Origin of the sequence: Streptomyces griseorubiginosus, assembly GCF_001514195.1 — a bacterium.
GTDB classification, from domain to species: Bacteria; Actinomycetota; Actinomycetes; order Streptomycetales; family Streptomycetaceae; genus Streptomyces; species Streptomyces griseorubiginosus.
In genome coordinates this window covers 374,778-388,132 of the sequence record NZ_KQ948736.1, presented here as the reverse complement: position 1 = coordinate 388,132, position 13,355 = coordinate 374,778, and the positions used below count along the sequence as shown (strand labels likewise).

The following is a 13,355-nucleotide window of genomic DNA, read 5'->3' as shown; positions in this document are numbered from 1 at the left end:
CCCCGTGGGCCTACGGTGGCCGCATGGGTGACGCGGTGGAACTGGAGGCGGGCGGCCGCACGGTACGGCTGTCCAGCCCGGACAAGATCTTCTTCCCGGAGCGCGGCTTCACCAAGCTGGACCTGGCCCGCTACTACCAGGCGGTCGCCCCCGGCATCCTGCGCGCCCTGCGCAACCGCCCCACCACCCTGGAGCGCTACCCGGACGGGGTCACCGGCGAGAACTTCTTCCAGAAGCGGGCGCCCAAGAACATGCCCGACTGGATCCCCACCGCCCACATCACCTTCCCGAGCGGCCGCAGCGCCGACGAGATGTGCCCCACCGAGGAGGCCGCCGTGCTGTGGGCCGCCCAGTTCGGCACCCTCACCTTCCACCCCTGGCCGGTCCGCCGCGACGACGTCGACAGCCCCGACGAACTGCGCATCGACCTCGACCCGCAGCCCGGCACCGACTACGACGACGCCGTGCGCGCAGCCCACGAACTGCGGTCGGTGCTGGACGAGTTCGGCGGTCTGCGCGGCTGGCCCAAGACCTCCGGCGGACGCGGCCTGCACGTCTTCGTGCCCATCGAACCGCGCTGGACCTTCACCCAGGTACGGCGGGCGGCGATCGCGGTCGGCCGGGAGATGGAACGCCGGATGCCGGACCACGTGACCATCAAGTGGTGGAAGGAGGAGCGCGGCGAGCGCATCTTCCTCGACTACAACCAGACGGCCCGCGACCGCACGATCGCCTCCGCCTATTCCGTACGGCCCCGCCCGCACGCCCCGGTCTCCGCACCCCTGCGCTGGGAGGAGGTCGGCGAGGCGCACCCCCAGGACTTCGACCTCGCGACCATGCCCGCGCGCTTCGCCGAACTCGGCGACGTGCACGCGGACATGGACGATCACGCCTTCTCGCTCGAGCCCCTGCTGGAGCTCGCCCGCAAGGACGAGCACGACCACGGACTCGGCGATCTGCCGTACCCGCCCGAGTATCCGAAGATGCCGGGGGAGCCCAAGCGGGTACAGCCGAGCCGGGCCAGGAAGCCCGGTTCTACAACTCCTTGATCCGGACGTCCCGGTACGAGATCACGTCCGTCGTGCTGTGCACCTGGAGTCCGACGTAGCCGGAGGCGAACCGCCGCCCGTCCGTGCCCGGGTCGTCCGAGCGTGCCGGGTAGAAGTCCTGACCGCCGACGTTGTCGAACTCGTTGATCAGCACGCCGTTGCGGAAGACCGAGTAGTGCTGGTCGACCACCCGGATCTCGTAGTCGTTCCACGTCCCCTTCTGGGTGACACCGGCACCGGCGAGCCCCACCCGGTCGAAGCCGTACACCGACCCGGTCTTGTACATGTCGCCGTCGGGGCGGTCGAACACCTGGACCTCGTGCCCGAACTTGATGGCCGCCCACTCGGGCCGGGGCTCCTCCGGGTGGTCGTGGACCCACGGGAACCGCACGAACACACCGGAGTTGGCGTTGCCGGTACCCGGGGCGTCGTCCCGCCACTGGAGCTTGAGCGAGAAGTCGCCGTACGTGCGCTCCGGGAACCAGAGCATGCCGAGGCCGTCCCTGGTGGTGCCGGACGTGATCGACCCGTCGCCGTTCGGCGCGAACGAACCGCCGCCCACCTGCTGCCACTTGGCGAAGGAGGCCGCGCTGCCGTCGAGGATCGTGCGGTAGCCCTCGGTCTGGCCCGGCCTGCCGATGCCGGACTCACGGGCCGCCGCGTCGATGGCGTCGTACTCGCGCGCGTCGAGCACCCCCTCGCGGAAGAGCCTGTCCAGGACGGTCTTCACGTGCTTGAGGAACAGGGCGTGGGAGGTCCACTCCTTCTCGTCCTCGATCAACTCGTTGATCCGGCACCGGCTGTTGGTGATCCGGTTCGGCACCCCCGAGTCGACCGCGCCAACGATCACCGTCAACCGCTCGTCGAGTTCGGGGCAGTTGGGCGCCGGAACCTGACCGGACACCACCGTGAAGGTCACCGTGCGCGCGGCCGAGGTGTTGCCCGCCCTGTCCGTCGCACGGTACGCGAGGGTGTGCGTGCCCGCCCGGTCGACGACCACGGGAGCGGTGTACGCCAGATAGGGTCCGGCGTCGATCGAGTACTGGATGCCGGCGACACCCGAACCGCCCGTGTCCGTGGCGCTCACGGTCACCCTGGCGTTGCCCACGTAGGCGCCGTCGGAGTTCCGTGTGCCGTCCACGGTCACACCGGTCACCGGCGGGACGGTGTCCTGCGGGGCCGCCGCGACCACCGTGAAGGCGACGCTCTTCTCGGCGGCCACGTTGCCCGCCTTGTCGGTCGCCCGGTACCGCACGGTGTGGGAGCCGACCTGATGCACCATCACGGGCATCGTGTACGGCTGCCAGGTCCCGCTGTTCACCGCGTACTCGATGGTGTTGACCCCGGACCCGGTGTCGGACGCCGACACGGTCACCGTGGCCATGTCGATGTACGTGCCGTCGGGGTTCTTCTCGCCGCTCACCGTCGCCGAGGTGTCCGGCGGGGCGGTGTCGTCGGACGGCGGCGGCACCACCGTGAAGGCGGCGCTCTGCTCGGCGGAGACATTGCCCGCCTTGTCGACGGCCCGGTAACGCACCTTGTGGTCGCCGGCCTGGTCGACGACGACCGGGGCGGTGTAGGGCTGCCAGGCACCCGTGTCCCCGATCGCGTACTCGATCCGGTCGACGCCGGAGCCGCCGGCCTCGTCGGTCGCCGTGAGGGCCACGCTCGCCGAACCGACGTACTGGCCCTGCGTGTTCTGCGTGCCGGACACCTGAGCGCGGGCCGTCGGCGCGGTGGTGTCCTGGCCGGTGCCCTCGGTCACCACCAGGATGCCCTGCATCTGGCCGTGGCCCGGGATCGTGCAGTGGTAGAAGTAGCGGCCCGGGGTGAGCGTGACCTCGGCGGTGTGACGGCCTCCCGTGTCGTCGTTCGGGTTGGCGAGGATGTTGAGCTGGACGTCGTCGTTGAACTCGGGATCGCTGGTCACGAAGGTCAGCGTGTGCGGCATCCCGGTGGTGTTGCCGGTGGCCGCGCTGTTCTCGAAGACGATCGTGGCCGTACCGGCGACCGCTGTCGTCGGCGCCGAGGCGTACTTGGTGATGTCGTCGCCGGCGGTCCAGGTGAGGGTCTGCGCGGCGGCCGCCGTTGCCTCCCGGGGCCGGGCCGTCGACGTCGACGTCAGGCCCAACAGCGTCACCAGGGCCACCAGCAGGACGGTCAGAGTTCTCTGTCGGCGCATCACTGTCCTCCCCGCACCAACTGGCCGGCGGCCGGAGTGGGTCCGCCGCCCTGGTAAGTGACCCGCCACAGCGCCGACTTGGCGTCCGAGGTGAAGAAGCCGCGCCCGTAGTCGAGGACGTAGAGGGCCCCGTCCGGACCGAACTTCCAGTCCATGAGGTTCTTGATGCCGTCGTTGCCGATCGGCACGATCTTCTTCAACGACTCGGAGTGGACCGGGAGTCCGCCCTCGCCGTGGGTCCTCGGATCCGTGATCACCGCGTTGCGCGGCTGGTCGGCGTCGTAGAAGTCGCCGACGAACCACTTGCCGTCCCAGTAGGAGGGCCATTTGACGGTGCTGGTCGCCGCGGCGGTGTCGTACCGGTAGACCGGGCCGTTCATCGCGGCCTGGCCGCCGCCCTTGAGCCAGGGCAGCAGGTACGTGGCCTCCTCCTGCTTGTACGAGGGGATGCCGTTCGCGTCCCGCGGGTAGTCCGGGGCGCCGCCCTGCGGCGAGTACCAGATGTTGTTGCCGGTGACCGGCGGGAGGTTCACCAGGCCGTCGTTGTTCGGCGACTCGTTCTTCGGGTGGTCGCAGTCGTACCAGCCCAGCGGCTGGTCGGGGTTGGGCAGGTTGCGGTCCCGGTAGGGCTGCTTGTTGCCCATGCAGTACGGCCAGCCCCGGTTGCTCGCCCTGGTGATGACGGCGAAGGTGTCGTACTTGGCCGGACCCCAGGTCGTCGAGGGCGCGCCCGCGTCCGGACCGACCCACCCCGCGTAGAGGATGTCGGTCTTCTTGTCGACGAAGATCCGGGCCGGGTTCCTGACCCCCATCACATAGATCTCACCACGCGTCTTGCCACCGCCCTCGGCGGTCTCCCTGCCGGTGAAGAGGTTTCCCTCGGGGAGGGTGTACGTCCCGTCGGCCTCCGGATGGATGCGCAGGATCTTCCCGTTGAGGTTGTTGGTGTTGCCCGCGGTGCGGCGCGCGTCCGCGAAGGAGAGGCCCTTGTAGTTCGGCTGCGGGTTGTTGCCGGAGTAACCCCCGCTGAAGCCGCTGGAGTTGTTGTCGCCGGTCGCGATGTAGAGGTTGCCCTTGGAGTCCCAGGCCATCCCGCCGCCCGCATGGCAGCAACTGTGCACCTGGACAGGCCACTTGAGCAGCACCTTCTCGCTGTTCAGGTCCAGCCGGTTCGTCGCGAGGTCGAGGGTGAAGCGGGAGACCCGCCGCTCGGCCGTCTGCGTGTCGCGGTTGAGCCGGGAGTGCGGGGTGTAGTGCAGGTACACCCAGCCGTTCTCCTCGAAGCGCGGGTCGAGCTCGATGCCGAGCAGGCCCTCCTCGACCTTGACCAGCTCGTCGCCGCCGCCCTTGTTGCCGAAGACCGTCAACGCGCCCGCGAGGGTGACCTTCCCGGTCGCCGGGTCGTAGACGTGGATCTCGCCCCTGCCCTTGCCGATGTCGGGGTTGTTCCAGTCGGTGATCACCGGCTGGGAGGAGTCGGCGCCGCCCCGGCCGATGTAGAGCACCCGCCCGTCCGGCGCGGTCACCAGCCCGTGCGGCTCGCCGATCTGGTCGTTCTGGCCCGGCTGGTTGGGCCGGGTGAGGCGCTCCGCCTTGTAGTTGGCGTTGATGGTCGCCTTGCAGTCGGCCTGCACGAGCCGTGCGGTCCACAGCAGTGCGCCGCGCAGATGGGTGCGGAAGTCGGTCTCGTCGTACGACGACACCGTGCCGCCCATGCCGGTGTAGAAGGACCGGCCGCCGTCGTAGTCCCGGCACCAACTCACCGGATGGTCCCAGCCGTTGGCGCCTGTGCCGGGCCGGTACGTCGACTCGCGCACCCGGGCGACGGTGTGCACCTCGCCGGACGGGTTCTTCACCCAGTTGAACCACTGGTCGGGGCGCTTCCACCGCACCGGCAGGTCCCTGGTCGCCGGGTGCTGCCGGTCGCCGACCTCGACGGTGGCCCGCTGGACGGCCGTCGGGCTCGTGGGGGCCGGCCGGGCGCCGACGAGCCCGGTGAACCAGTCGGAGTACGGTTCCGCCCGGGCCGCGTCATGGATGCCGACGAAGCCGCCGCCCGCCTCCATGTAGGCCTCCAGACCGGCTTCCTGGTCGGGGTCGAGGACATCGCCGCCGCCGGTCAGGAAGACGATCGCGTTGTAGCCGCTCAGCGCCCTCTCGTCGGTGAAGACCCGGGCGTCGTCGGTGGCCTCGGTCGCGAACCGCTGGTTCGCCGGGCCCGAGAGCCCGATCCGTTCGACGGCCGCGATCCCCGCGTTGACGACCGGCGACTCCTCGCCGGCAGCCGCGGAGCCGTAGAAGACCAGCACCCGCACATCCCCGCCGCCCGGTGGTGACGTGATGGACATCGTTGTCGCGGTCGGTTCAGGCGGCGGGGCCGCCCCCGCGGCGGGGCCGGACAACAGCCCGGCGGCGACGATCCCGGCGGTCACGGCCGCCACACGGGTCCGTCTTCTCGTCGTTCCTCCGCTTCTCGCGCTCAACCCTCGTAAGTGCATGGGCACCTCCTCGGTCACGGCAACAGCGCCATGGAAGCTAGACCGCTTCGCCGCGCTCGCCAATACCTATGACCGGGATCGCACCAACTTTGTCCTGAGTGTGGATAAACGGCTCGCGGGCCGGTACCGTCTCACAGGTTCATCACAGGTACGTCTCCGTCAAACCCTTACCACGGTGGGGAGTTCCGCATGGGCGCACTGGACAGACGTGGCTTCAACCGGCGGGTGCTGCTCGGTGGTGCGGCGGTCGCGACATCGTTGTCGCTCGCACCGGAGGCCCGCAGCGACGCCGGTCCGGCGCTGGCGCCCCCGGGCGGCGAGGTCAAGCGGATCAAGCTGTACGCCGAGCGGCTCCCCGACGGACAGATGGGCTACGGCCTCGAGAAGGGCAAGGCGACCGTCCCCGGGCCGCTGATCGAGCTCAACGAGGGCGACACCCTGCACATCGACTTCGAGAACACCATGGACGTCCGGGCGAGCCTGCACGTCCACGGTCTCGACTACGAAGTCTCCAGCGACGGAACGGCGTTGAACCACAGTGACGTCGAGCCGGGCGGCACCCGCACCTACACCTGGCGCACCCATCTGCCGGGCCGCCGCAGCGACGGCACCTGGCGGGCGGGCAGCGCGGGCTACTGGCACTACCACGACCACGTGGTCGGCACGGAGCACGGCACCGGCGGCATCCGCAAGGGCCTCTACGGCCCGGTGATCGTCCGCCGCAAGGGCGATGTCCTCCCGGACGCCACCCACACGATCGTCTTCAACGACATGCTCATCAACAACAAGCCCGCCCATTCCGGCCCCGACTTCGAGGCGACCGTGGGCGATCGGGTCGAGTTCGTGATGATCACGCACGGCGAGTACTACCACACCTTCCATATGCACGGTCACCGCTGGGCGGACAACCGCACCGGCATGCTCACCGGTCCCGACGACCCGAGCCAGGTCATCGACAACAAGATCGTGGGACCGGCGGACTCCTTCGGCTTCCAGGTGATCGCGGGGGAGGGGGTCGGGGCGGGCGCGTGGATGTACCACTGCCACGTCCAGAGCCACTCCGACATGGGCATGGTCGGACTGTTCCTGGTGAAGAAGAAGGACGGCACGATCCCCGGCTACGAGCCGCACGAGCACACCGGGCAGCGGGCCGAGCACCACCACTGACGGATCATGGACGGGTGACTCTTCTTCTCACCCGGGGTGATCTGGAGGCAGTGCTGGAGCCGACGGCCTGCCTCGAAGCGTTGCGGCACGGCTTCAGCACCGCGGAGCGCGTGCCGATCGCGGGGCAACGGGTGCGCACGGACCTCCCGTTCCCCGGCACGGCGACCGCGCTGATCCCAGGCCTGCTCCCCGGCGTTCCCGCCTACACGGTGAAGGTCAACGCCAAGTTCCCCGGGGCCCGGCCCGCCCTGCGCGGGGTGATCTGCCTGCACAGCGGTACCGACGGCGAACTGCTGGCGCTCCTGGACTCGGCGACCGTCACGGCATGGCGAACGGGGCTCGCGGCGGCCCTGGGCACCGATCTGCTGGCCGGCCGGGGAGAAGCCGTCGGAGTGGTCGGGGCGGGCGCACAGGCCGAGCTGATGGTGCGCGGCCTCGCGGCGCTACGACCCCGCGGCGACCTCGTCGTCCACGACACGTCCGCCGACCGCGCCGCCGAGTTCGCCGCCCGGCACGGTGGCCGGGTGCTGTCCTCCGCCGCGGAGGTGGCTCGGGTCGCCGACATCGTCCTGGCGGCCACCTGGTCCCGGGAACCGCTGCTGCACCTGGACGACACCGGGCCGGGCCGGCACTTCACCAGCCTGGGCGTGGACGAGCCGGGCAAGGCGGAACTGGCCCCCGATCTGCTGGACGCGGCCCTCCTGGTCGTGGACGACCGCGAACTGGCGGCGGGGGTGGGCGTGTTGAGGGAGGCCGACACGACCCTGGGTGAGGTCGTGCGCGGCGAGCATCCCGGCCGGACCACCGACACGGACCTCACGGTCTACGCCCCCGTCGGCATGCCCTGGCAGGACCTCGCGCTGGCCTGGACGGCGTTTGGGCGGGCCGAGCGGGAGGGGGTCGGGCGGCGGGTGGATCTGTTGGCCTGAAGCGACCTGGACTTGATCGCGGGGGGATCTGTTGGCCTGAAGCTACCTGGACTTGATCGCAGGGGTCTCTGTCCGTGCTCCTCGCCTCAGCCTCTGTCGGCTCGCCCCCGCCGGCCCCGCCTCCCCGGACTCGCCTCTCCACGAGAGCGCTCTCAACCGAGTCCTCCCGCGGGGCTATCCTGATCGGCACCCCGCCGACGAGGAGCCCGATGTGAACGATGCCGCGCCACGTCCCACTCTGGAGGCCGTGGCCGCCCGGGCCGGGGTCTCCCGGGCCACGGTGTCCCGGGTGGTGAACGGCGGCGACGGGGTCAGGGAGCCGCTCGTCGAACGGGTGCGCAGGGCCGTCGAGGAACTCGGTTACGTGCCCAACCAGGCCGCCCGAAGCCTCGTCACCAAGCGGCACCACGCGGTCGCGGTCGTCGTCGCCGAACCGGAGAGCCGGGTCTTCGCCGACCCCTTCTTCGCCCTGCAACTCAGGGGGATCAGCAAGGAGCTGACGGCCCAGGACAACCAGCTCGTCCTGCTGCTCACCGAGGGCCGCGACGACCACACGCGCGTCGCGCGCTACCTGGCCGGCGGACACGTGGACGGCGCGCTCGTCTTCTCCCTCCATCTGGACGACCCGCTGCCCGGGCTGATCCAACGGGCCGGTGTCCCCACGGTGTTCGGCGGGCGCCCCGGCTGGAGCGACGGCACGGCGGACGTCGTCTACGTCGACAGCGACAACCGCGGCGGCGCCCGGGACGCCGTACGGCACCTGCTCGGCCTCGGCCGCTCCCGCGTCGCCCACATCACCGGCGCGCTCGACCAGACCTCCGCGGTGGACCGGCTCGACGGCTACCGGGACGTGATGGGGGACGCCGACCCGGATCTCGTCGCGCCGGGCGACTTCACCCCGGCCGGCGGCGAGCGGGCGATGCGGGAGCTCCTCGACCGGTGCCCCGGCCTGGACGCGGTGTTCGCCGCCAACGACCTCACCGCCTCCGGCGCCCTGCGCGTGCTGCGCGAACGGGGGCGCCGGGTGCCCGAGGACGTGGCCCTGATCGGCTTCGACGACATGCTGCCGGTCGCCGAGCAGACCGACCCGCCGCTGACCACGGTCCGCCAGGACATAGAGGAGATGGGACGGTTGATGGCCCGCCTGCTGCTACGGGGCCTCGACCCCTCACCGGCCGGACCGGCGGGCGCCGCACCGGCGGGCGCCGCACCGGCCGGTGTCGTGCTTCCGACCACGCTGGTGCGACGCGCCTCGGCGTGAGGCGTGGTGTGACCGCTAGGAGGACGTCTGCGGCTCGCTCTTGATCACCGCGAAGCGGGCGCCGTAGGGGTCGGCCAGCTTGGCGACCCGGCCGACGCCCGGCACGGTCGTGGCCGGCAGCCGGACCCTGCCGCCCAGCTCCTGTGCCTTGGCGACCGTCGCGTCGGTGTCCGCGACCTCGAAGTACGGCATCCAGTACGCCCCCTCCTTGGCCTCCAGAGGGTCGTCGGCGAGCGGGACGATGCCGCCGAACATGCTGTCCTCGCTCTGGCCGTCCGGAAGGACCGTCGTGTAGGTGCCGCCGGGGAAGTCGACCGCGTAGGTCTCCAGACCGAGCGCCGCGCGGTAGAAGTAAGCGGCCATCGGCAGGTCGGCCGTGTACAGCTCGACCCAGCACAGGGTGCCCGGCACCTGGGTGACGTCCAGGCCCTTGTTCCGGCCGGGCTGCCAGATGCCGAAGGGCACACCGGCCTTGTCGGCGAGGATCGCCATGCGGCCCTGGTCCATCACGTCCATGGGCTGCATCAGCACCGAGCCGTGCGCCTGCTCGGCCGCTTTCGCGGTGGCGTCCGCGTCCGGGGTCTGGAAGTACACGGTCCAGGAGGGCGGCCCCTGGTCCGGGCCGGTCTGCATACCGGCGGCCGCGGTCCGGCCGTCGAGCTGGAAGAAGCCGTACCCTCCGGCCTCGGGCGGGCCCGGCCGGAACTCCCAGCCGAACAGTCCGCCGTAGAAGGACGTGGCACCGTCGATGTCCGGGGTGCCGAGGTCGAGCCAGTTCGGAGCGCCGGTGACATAACGGGTCGTGAGCATCATTGCCCTCCTCTGACGGGGTCCCGTTGCCTGCACTGCCGAGTCTGGCACCGCCCACCGACAATCGCCGCCGGGATGCCGGGACGGGCCGGGTGCGAGGCGAAACCGATCCAGCGCGCCGCCGTGCGCCCGAGGGCGGGGACGGGGACCATCGAGGCGGTCGGGGCGAGGACCGACGAGGCGGCCGGGCGAGGATTGGCCAGGCCGCCGGGGGTCATGAACGGCCTCGTTGATCCGCCGTTGATCGAACGTTTTTCGCTGCCCGGCACGATCTCGGCCATGCACACAGACACCATCAGCCCGGGCGGCCTCGACTGGCAGACGCAGGCGCTGTGCGCGCAGACCGGGGCGGATTTCTTCTTTCCGGAGCCGGGCAGCTCGGTACGGGAGGCGAAGCGCATCTGCGGCATGTGCGAGATGCGCCCGGCCTGCCTCGAGTACGCCCTGGCCAACGACGAGCGCTTCGGCGTCTGGGGAGGCCTCTCCGAGAAGGAGCGGCTCGACATCAGGCGGCTGGGCAACCGATGAGCCGACCGAGGGCCGATGAGCCGAGCGATAGCCGGTGAGCCGAGCGAAAGCCGATGAGCCGGCCGGAAAACCGATGAGCCGACCGGCCGGGAGTACGGCTAGGATCCCGGAGCGCACCCGGGCGTAGCGCAGAGGCAGGCGCACCGCCCTGCACAGGCGAAACACGTCGGTTCGAATCCGACCCCCGGGCTGCGTCCACGGGGCCCTGTAGAGCAGAGGCAGACTCGCCGCCCTCTCAAGGCGGATACGCCGGTTCGAATCCGGCCGGGGCCCATGGCGCAGGGGTCGGTAGCGCAGAGGCAGGCGCACCTTCATCGCATGAAGGGAACGTCGGTTCGAATCCGACCCGGTCCACGGCAGGGCACGAACGGGGCGGGGCGCATGGGGGACATGATCGACGAGGACGAGCTGGCCGCCTTCCACCGCACGGTCGGCAGACTGCGCGAGCTGCCCGTCGACGACCCGGTACGGCTCCGTGCCGAGCAGGTCGCCGCGTCCTTCGCCCGCGACGGACGGCTGAGGCGGCGCAAGGCGCGCGGTGCCGAGACGGCAGCGGCCGACGCGGCCGCCATGGCGGCAACCGCCACCGGCGCCCAGGACCGGCGTGAGGACGCGCCGCTGGCCGTGTCCGGCGACACAGGGGACGTGGGTGTCTTCCGCAAGCCGCGCAGTTGCTATGTCTGCAAGACGTCCTATCGACAGGTCGACGCCTTCTACCACCGCCTCTGCCCGCGCTGCGCCGCCGACAACACCGCCCGGCGCCGGCTGAGCACCGACCTCGCGGGCCGCCGCGCGCTGCTCACCGGAGGACGCGTGAAGATCGGCTTCCAGCTGGCCCTGATGATGCTCCGGGACGGCGCCGAACTGCTCGTGACCAGCCGCTTCCCGCACGACACCGTGCGCCGCTTCCAGGCCGAGCCGGGCAGTGCGCGCTGGCTGGACCGGCTGACCGTGATCGCCGTCGACCTGCGCGACCCGCGCCAGGTGCTCGGCCTGTGCGAGGAACTGTGCCGGGAGGGCCGCCCCCTGGACATCCTCGTCAACAACGCCGCGCAGACGGTACGCCGACCACCCGAGTCGTACGCCCTCCTCGCCGCCGGAGAGCGGGACGCATTGCCCGAAGGGGCGCGACGGGCACCGGGCTTCATCTCGACGCGCATGCTGGAGAGCGGCGCGGCCGCCCTGCCCGTCGCGCTGCGCGAGGCCGACGAGGCCGGGCTGCTGCCCGACCCGTCCCCGGAGAACTCCTGGTCGGCCCGGCTCGGCGCACTTGACCCGGCCGAGGTCCTGGAGACCCAGCTCGTCAACGCGCTCGCCCCGGCGCTCCTCTGCGACCGACTGCTGCCCCTGCTGCTGGCCTCCCCGCACCCGCGCCGGTACGTCGTCAACGTGACAGCCGTGGAGGGACGGTTCGCCGTCCGCAACAAGATGCCCGGGCACCCGCACACCAACATGGCCAAGGCCGCCCTCAACATGCTCACCCGCACGAGCGCCGCCGAACTCGCCGTGCAGGGAGTGCACATGTGCGCCGTCGACACCGGCTGGATCACCGACGAGAACCCGGCGCCGAAGAAGGAGCGGATGGCCCGCGCCGGGTTCCGCACGCCGCTGGACATCGTGGACGGGGCGGCGCGGGTCTACGACCCCATCGTGCGCGGCGAGGCGGGCGACCCCGTGTCCGGCGTGTTCCTGAAGGACTACCAGGAGGCGGAGTGGTGAGCGCGGACGCCGGGGGACCCTTCGCGGGAGTACCGCACGTCGTGCCCCGTCCCACCGCCGAACTCGCCCCGCTGCTCGACTGGTTGCGGTCCGGCCGCCCGGCGGGGGAGCGGCTCGACTTCGCGGCGGGTACGGCGCTGCCCGACGGCCGCCTCGACCTGTGCAAGCAGTCCCTGGGCACCGAGGGTGCCGCGCTGGTCGCCGACGCGCTGTCCCAGGGGCCTTCCCCGGTACGGCACCTGCTGCTGGGGACCGACGCGCTGGGCGACGACGGGGCCGCCGCGGTGGCCGGAGCGGGCACCGGCGTCGAGACCCTGTACCTCGGCTGCAACGGCGTCACCGAGGGCGGCGCCTGCCGGATCGCCGACCAGTTGCGGGCCTCGCCGCAGGTCGTCACGGGCGTCTGGCTCAAGCGCAATCCGCTGGGCGCCGGGGGCGGCCGGGCGGCCGCCGAACTCATCGACGCCGCACGCTCGTTGCGGACCCTGGACCTCGTCCAGACCGGGCTCGACGCCACCGGAGCCGCCGTCCTGGCCGACGCGCTGGCGGCCGCGGCGGAGCACGGCCGACGGATCGAGCGGCTGTTCGTCGGCGGCAATCCGCTGGGGGAGGCGGGCGCGGCAGCGCTCGTCGAGGTGATCGCGGCGGGCGCGGTCGACGAACTGTACGTGTCCGCGGCCGGGTTGGGCGATGCCGGCGCTCTGCGGCTCGCGGCGGCGCTGGACCGGGCGCCGCACGGCCGGCTCACCCGTCTGTCGGTCGCGAGCAACGGCATCGGCCCCTCGGCGGCGGCCCGGCTGGTCGCCGCGGCGACGGCGGCCGGGGTGCAGTTGCTGGACCTCGGCCGGGTACGCGCGGCGGCCGTGCTCGGCGCTCAGGACAACCACGTGGACCTGACGGCCGCCGAGACCATCGCGGACGTCCTCGCGAGCACCGCCGGACACCGGCTCACCCACCTCGTCCTCACCCACACCGGCATGCGCAGCCGCGAGGCCCACCGCCTCCTGGACACCGCCCCCCGCGCCACGACGGCCACCCGGTTCGTTCTGGGCGAGGGGATCGCCGCCAGCGTCAAACGCCGTCTCGCCGCCCATAGCGCCCACCTCCCGCCCCCGTCGGTACCGGCGGACGTGGCGGCCGTACGCAGCGTGCACCGGACCCCACCGGCGAGTGCCTCAGGCTGACACCGGCGACCGGCGCCGGCGACCGGCG

The 13,355-nt window shown here is 71.6% G+C and carries 10 protein-coding genes and 3 tRNA genes; 10 read left to right on the top strand and 3 right to left on the bottom strand.

Annotated elements, in window-relative coordinates; translation table 11 throughout:
* Positions 1-23: 23 nt before the first annotated feature.
* Positions 24-1,049: a non-homologous end-joining DNA ligase gene (gene ligD / locus AQJ54_RS14425; RefSeq protein ID WP_062029156.1), complete on the top strand. Its 1,026-nt coding sequence runs from the start codon at positions 24-26 to the stop codon at positions 1,047-1,049.
* Here ligD and AQJ54_RS14420 read toward each other — a convergent pair.
* Together AQJ54_RS14420 and AQJ54_RS14415 are read right to left on the bottom strand one after the other, a co-directional pair.
* Positions 1,036-3,231 (bottom strand): OmpL47-type beta-barrel domain-containing protein, encoded by a 2,196-nt coding sequence (locus AQJ54_RS14420; RefSeq protein WP_062237603.1) that lies wholly within the window; start codon positions 3,229-3,231, stop codon positions 1,036-1,038. The genes ligD and AQJ54_RS14420 overlap by 14 nt on opposite strands.
* Positions 3,231-5,729 carry a ThuA domain-containing protein gene (locus tag AQJ54_RS14415; RefSeq protein ID WP_211278533.1) on the bottom strand — a complete coding sequence of 833 codons (2,499 nt, stop codon included), beginning with the start codon at positions 5,727-5,729 and terminating at the stop codon, positions 3,231-3,233. Before AQJ54_RS14415 ends, AQJ54_RS14420 begins: the two co-directional genes overlap by 1 nt.
* 189 nt (positions 5,730-5,918) lie before the next feature.
* Between AQJ54_RS14415 and AQJ54_RS14410 the strand changes: the two genes are divergently transcribed.
* The 3 genes from AQJ54_RS14410 (at position 5,919) to AQJ54_RS14400 (ending at position 9,086) form a co-directional block, all read left to right on the top strand.
* Complete coding sequence (locus AQJ54_RS14410) at positions 5,919-6,896, top strand: multicopper oxidase domain-containing protein (RefSeq protein WP_062237600.1); 978 nt, start codon at positions 5,919-5,921, stop codon at positions 6,894-6,896.
* A 14-nt stretch (positions 6,897-6,910) separates the two neighbouring features.
* Complete coding sequence (locus AQJ54_RS14405) at positions 6,911-7,825, top strand: ornithine cyclodeaminase family protein (RefSeq protein ID WP_062237598.1); 915 nt, start codon at positions 6,911-6,913, stop codon at positions 7,823-7,825.
* A gap of 211 nt (positions 7,826-8,036) precedes the next feature.
* Positions 8,037-9,086, top strand: a complete 1,050-nt coding sequence (locus AQJ54_RS14400; protein ID WP_062237596.1) for a LacI family DNA-binding transcriptional regulator — start codon at positions 8,037-8,039, stop codon at positions 9,084-9,086.
* Positions 9,087-9,101: 15 nt separating this feature from the next.
* Here the strand turns inward: AQJ54_RS14400 and AQJ54_RS14395 are convergent, their stop codons facing one another.
* The gene (locus tag AQJ54_RS14395) at positions 9,102-9,896 is read right to left on the bottom strand and encodes a VOC family protein (RefSeq protein WP_062238616.1); all 795 of its coding nucleotides are present in this window, start codon (positions 9,894-9,896) and stop codon (positions 9,102-9,104) included.
* A 279-nt stretch (positions 9,897-10,175) separates the two neighbouring features.
* On the opposite strand from AQJ54_RS14395, the gene AQJ54_RS14390 reads away from it, so the two are divergent.
* The 6 genes from AQJ54_RS14390 (at position 10,176) to AQJ54_RS14365 (ending at position 13,327) form a co-directional block, all read left to right on the top strand.
* The gene (locus tag AQJ54_RS14390; RefSeq protein ID WP_174857032.1) at positions 10,176-10,424 is read left to right on the top strand and encodes a WhiB family transcriptional regulator; all 249 of its coding nucleotides are present in this window, start codon (positions 10,176-10,178) and stop codon (positions 10,422-10,424) included.
* 116 nt (positions 10,425-10,540) lie between these two features.
* Positions 10,541-10,614: transfer RNA gene (locus AQJ54_RS14385), tRNA-Cys, on the top strand.
* An 11-nt stretch (positions 10,615-10,625) separates the two neighbouring features.
* Positions 10,626-10,697 (top strand) — tRNA-Glu (locus AQJ54_RS14380).
* A gap of 9 nt (positions 10,698-10,706) precedes the next feature.
* Positions 10,707-10,778 (top strand) — tRNA-Ala (locus AQJ54_RS14375).
* A 27-nt stretch (positions 10,779-10,805) separates the two neighbouring features.
* Positions 10,806-12,143 carry an SDR family NAD(P)-dependent oxidoreductase gene (locus AQJ54_RS14370; protein WP_062237594.1) on the top strand — a complete coding sequence of 446 codons (1,338 nt, stop codon included), beginning with the start codon at positions 10,806-10,808 and terminating at the stop codon, positions 12,141-12,143.
* Positions 12,140-13,327 carry a leucine-rich repeat domain-containing protein gene (locus AQJ54_RS14365; RefSeq protein ID WP_107121091.1) on the top strand — a complete coding sequence of 396 codons (1,188 nt, stop codon included), beginning with the start codon at positions 12,140-12,142 and terminating at the stop codon, positions 13,325-13,327. The genes AQJ54_RS14370 and AQJ54_RS14365 overlap by 4 nt, the downstream gene beginning before the upstream one ends.
* The last annotated feature ends 28 nt before the right edge of the window (positions 13,328-13,355 follow it).